Raw genomic sequence first — 4,673 nt, 5'->3', positions numbered from 1 at the left:
ATGCACCTTACTTGCTCTCCATTTTTGGACACCATACCTAATTTACCACTATTTGAGCCTTAACTGAACCGTATTGCCCAATGCCCAATTCCCAACGCCCAATGCCCAATTCCCAATGCCCAATCCCCAATAACTAAGGAGCAATCACTACTGGCTCCTTCACCTTTTTCGGTTTCCCAAAATAAGCTTGAAACACCTCTTTGGCGATCGGGGCCGCGGCAACAGAACCATAACCGCCATTTTCCACAACCGCGGCGATCGCAATTTCCGGCTTGTCAGCAGGCCCGAAGGCGACATACAAAGAGTGATCCTCTTGTCCAATAACCTCCGAAGTCCCTGTTTTGCCCGCCGTCAGTGGAATCGTACCGTCATTCATCCCCTGTCCCGTACCCTGGGCAACCACCGCGATCAGTCCTTCCTTAACCACCTGAATTGTTGAAGGTTTCATCCCCGTATGTACCCGTTGAGTCTCCGCTGTGCCGGTCATAGAAGTCAAAAGATGGGGCTTCACCCGATAGCCGCCGTTAGCGATCGAACTCACCATCACCGCCGCCTCCAAAGGAGTCACCAACACCAACCCCTGACCGATCGACATCGTTACCGTATCACCCGCATACCAAGGTTCTTTATAAATTTTCTCCTTCTCCTCCGGCGTCGGGATTTGACCGTGATTGCCGCCGCCTAGCCCCAAAAGATTCAAATCCGTATCCTTGCCAATTCCCAAGCGGTGTCCCCACTTAGAAATTTGCTCCGGCCCCGTACTAATCCCCACTTGATAAAAAAACGTATTGCTGCTGAAAGCCAAAGCATCCCGAAAGCCGATGTCGCCGTAACCGCCGCTGTGTTCGTTAAAATCAATTCCCCCCACAGTAATGTAAGACGAAGTACCGAGAATTGAGTCCGGCGAAAATTTGCCCGACTCCAGACCCGCGACAGAAGTCACAATTTTAAACGTGCTACCGGGGGGATAGCCTTGCATCGCCCGATTCAAAAATGGATTTTGCGGATCTTGAAGAGTTTCCCACTCATCCTTAGTGATTTTTCGCGTAAACAGATTGGGGTCAAAAGTCGGGTGGCTGGCCATGACTAATACCGCCCCGGTTTTGACATCCAGCGCCACTACTGCTCCCCGGCGGTTCCCCAGGGCTTTTTCGGCTGCTTTTTGCATTTCCAAGTCTATGGTTAGCTGCACCGCCTCACCGGGTTTAGGCGGTGTCTCTCCCATCAGCCGTAATTCTTGATTTTGGGCATTTACCTCGATCAGCCGATCGCCCCAAACTCCCGCAATCTTCTTGTTAGAACTCGCTTCTATGCCCATCTGACCGACAATCATCCCCATCGGGTATTCCGGATGAGCTTCCAAGTCTGCTGCGGTAGCCTCGCCAATATATCCGATAACGTGAGCCGCCAAACTGCCTTCGGGATAGTAGCGGTTCGCTTCTGGGCGCACTTCCACTCCCCGCATTTGTCCCACCTGTTCTGCTAGCGGCACAAACACCTCTGGCGGCATTGCTTGCTTGAGCCGCACCGGTCTGTAGGATTGAGGATCGACCTCTTTTACTTTTTTTAAAATTTCTTGTACCGGGATTTTAACCAACGGACTCAACTTTTCTGCTGTCGCTTTCCACTCTTCCGGCGTTTGTTCTCTCGGCCACAAATATATAGATCGAGCTAAATTGTTTGCCGCTAGCAACTTGCCTTTGCGATCGATAATGTGTCCGCGATTCGCCGCCATTGGCACTAGGCGAACGCGATTGTTTTCAGCTCGTTCCCGGTTTTGCTTCCCTTGTATCAGTTGTAATTCCACCAGCCGACTAGCGTGCAGGCCCAGCAAACCTGTTGCCACCAGCATTAACACTATCGCCCGGTGTATCGGACGCTCCTGTTTCTTAGGAGTTTCCGCCAGGGTTTTGTCTGAAGAGTGAAATGCTGAGATCGAATAAACTTGTCGTTGCATCATTCTATAGGTAGATGTCAAATCCTAGATTTTAGATTGCTGATTGTCAATTGTGAAGTATACATCATCAAACCGGGGACAATCGGGCCTTGACTCTTGGGGGAAGGGGAATAATTGATGATTAACTTTTGACTAATCATTAATAACTCATGACTGCTAACTAATCCCCCAAGCACCAAGAAATAGCCAGAAAAATCAAGGTCAGGCTCAGCCAATTAGGGAGGTGGAGCCAGCCAGATAGACCTATAGGTAACAATACCAAGGTCTGTGTCAATAGGGAACCGATCGCCAACAGCAAGGCTAGGAGTATCAAATTTATCATCTTGACACCGTACAATTTCGGACATGAGTCGCTCGCCTGTGGCAGAAATCCGAGTGGCACAAGCGAGCGCGATCGTACAGGGATTGTCCTGATAGACATAAGGAAGAGAACCCAGGAGGTTTTGAACTAATTTAAAAAAAATTATTCTTCCTCCCCAGGTTGGATTCTAGGGGCTGCGATGGGTAAATTCTGAGTTGTGGTTTTAAGTTGTGACCGAGGAGTATTGCCATGTTGTTTAATCAGCCAACCAATTTCAAAAACGGTGCGCTCTTGGCTGCGATCGCCGCGATCGTCGCCCTACCAGTTTTAGCAGAAACAGCCAATTTCGGCACTTTAACTTTATCGCGAGGTTTTGCAGCCCCAACAGCAGTTTTGAGAGGTTCCACAGGCGGATCGTACTCTCTATCTGTCATCGCCAACGCCGATCGCCACAAAAACAAATGTTTGGGTTTTGCCACCCCAACTCCCGACCACATCATAGTCTTGCAGGAAAAATTTTCAAAACTCACACTCCAAGTCAACAGCGGAGGCAAGGACACAACCTTACTCGTACAAGGCCCCGGTAATGGGGTGCGCTGCGGAGACGATATAGGTCAGAATAAAGATGCTGGCATACTTGATTCTGACTGGCAAGCAGGCTCTTACAAGCTTTGGGTAGGTACTGTCGAACCCGGAGTCAAGTCTAACTATACAATCTCAGTACAGGAATAGAACGCAGCGGCGCTGTTGCATAGCCACCATAAAAAGTCGTCAAATTCTACCCCACTCTCCCCTCTCCCGATCGACCGCTCACTTCCCCCATCCAGTAAAATGTAAAATCGAAAGTGGCGTGTTTAACCAAAATAGGTAACTCCGAAAGTGCTAAAGACTCTTAGAGCTGACTTCAGTATAATTTTCGATCGCGACCCTGCCGCTCGCAACTGGCTGGAAGTTTTATTTTGCTACCCCGGTCTTCAGGCCCTAGTGCTGCACCGCCTCGCACACTGGCTTTATGTGTTGGGACTTCCCTTCATCCCCCGCTTGATTTCCCACATTGCTCGCTTTTTGACCGGAATTGAAATCCACCCAGGGGCAACCATCGGCAAAAGCGTATTCATCGACCACGGTATGGGGGTTGTGATCGGCGAAACAGCGATTATCGGCGATTTTGCCCTAATTTACCAAGGTGTCACCCTTGGCGGTACTGGCAAACAAAGCGGCAAGCGTCACCCTACCGTCGGCGAAAACGTAGTTGTAGGTGCCGGCGCCAAGGTACTCGGCAATCTGCAAATTGGCAATAACGTCCGCATCGGCGCCGGTTCCGTAGTGCTCCGCGACGTACCATCTGACTGTACAGTGGTAGGGATTCCCGGCCGCATCGTCTATCGATCGGGAGTGCGCGTCAATCCCCTAGAACACGGCAGTTTGCCGGATTCGGAAGCTGTGGTAATTCGCTCTTTGCTCGATCGTATCGAATCTCTCGAACAGCAAGTAAAAAGTTTGCTTCCTCAAGCATCTGTCTCCTTAAATTCTGTTCCCAATTCGCCTTCAGCATTCCCAACTTTAAATCAAACCAGCAATGTAGCTGTAGCTGAAAAAACCCAATTAGCTGTTGCCACCACTTGTCAGTTAAAAGATAAAGCAATTCAAGAGTTTTTTGACGGCACCGGCATCTGAGGAGTGAAAAATTAAAAGTTAAAAATCCCAATCTCTGTTTTTAATTTTTAATTTTTAATTTTTCACTTTAATTTTTCACGGATTAACCGATCGCATAGACCAATTTCCCTCCCCGTCGCGCCGATAAAGCGACCGATTTTGCGGTTCCCCCCGCAACTCCAAAAAATCCACCGTTTCCGGTTCCAACAACAGCAAGCAAAAATTAGGCAGCGGCTCGATGGCATTTGGGGAAGCAGAATCAAAAGCACTAGCGTCGGCTTTGTCATCCCCCGGCTGCGGCCAAGCAAACTGCGATCTAGCCGCCTCAGAAAGCTCCTGCCAAGTTGTACACCGCGATGAGCACAACTCTGCCTCTGGATAATCTGCCCCTACCAAAACTAGCTTTCCAGCAATCCGAAATTGTTCGCGAGTTGTCGGGAAATACCAGCAAATTTCCCCCCAAGGATAGAGGTTAATTTCCTCTGCCTTTTGGCTGCGAATATCTATAATAAATTTCAACTGATTAGTATCTGCTAAAAAGCCTCGAAACACCACAGTGCGGTTTGCCGGACGCCCGGTGGCGCGAACAGTTGCTAGTTGCAAGTAACGGGCAAAAGCAAGACTGCGGTTGCGGTGGAGCGCGCGAGCTAAGGGCGATCGCCAAAGTGCTAAAGACATAAAGGAAGGAAGAAGGAAGAAGGAAGAAGGAAGAAGGAAGAAGGAAGAAGGAAGAAGGAAGAAGGAAGAAGGAAGAAGGAA

Annotated in this window: 4 protein-coding genes; 2 read left to right on the top strand and 2 right to left on the bottom strand. The window is 49.3% G+C overall.

Features of this window, described 5'->3' with window-relative positions:
- Nucleotides 1-133: 133 nt before the first annotated feature.
- A complete protein-coding gene (mrdA, locus tag QUA47_RS30275; RefSeq protein WP_333433541.1) occupies nucleotides 134-1,960 on the bottom strand; it encodes a penicillin-binding protein 2 in 1,827 nt (608 codons plus the stop codon).
- A gap of 547 nt (nucleotides 1,961-2,507) precedes the next feature.
- Between mrdA and QUA47_RS30270 the strand changes: the two genes are divergently transcribed.
- Nucleotides 2,508-2,990: a hypothetical protein gene (locus QUA47_RS30270; protein ID WP_333433540.1), complete on the top strand. Its 483-nt coding sequence runs from the start codon at nucleotides 2,508-2,510 to the stop codon at nucleotides 2,988-2,990.
- 147 nt (nucleotides 2,991-3,137) lie between these two features.
- Complete coding sequence (gene cysE / locus QUA47_RS30265; protein ID WP_006634002.1) at nucleotides 3,138-3,935, top strand: serine O-acetyltransferase; 798 nt, start codon at nucleotides 3,138-3,140, stop codon at nucleotides 3,933-3,935.
- 75 nt (nucleotides 3,936-4,010) lie between these two features.
- Here cysE and QUA47_RS30260 read toward each other — a convergent pair whose 3' ends face one another.
- Nucleotides 4,011-4,592 carry an Npun_F5749 family FMN-dependent PPOX-type flavoprotein gene (locus tag QUA47_RS30260; RefSeq protein WP_333433539.1) on the bottom strand — a complete coding sequence of 194 codons (582 nt, stop codon included), beginning with the start codon at nucleotides 4,590-4,592 and terminating at the stop codon, nucleotides 4,011-4,013.
- Between the last annotated feature and the right edge of the window lie 81 nt (nucleotides 4,593-4,673).

The sequence above is a fragment of the Microcoleus sp. MON2_D5 genome (assembly GCF_036701905.1).
GTDB lineage: Bacteria > Cyanobacteriota > Cyanobacteriia > Cyanobacteriales > Microcoleaceae > Microcoleus.
This window is presented reverse-complemented; position numbering and strand designations above follow the sequence as displayed.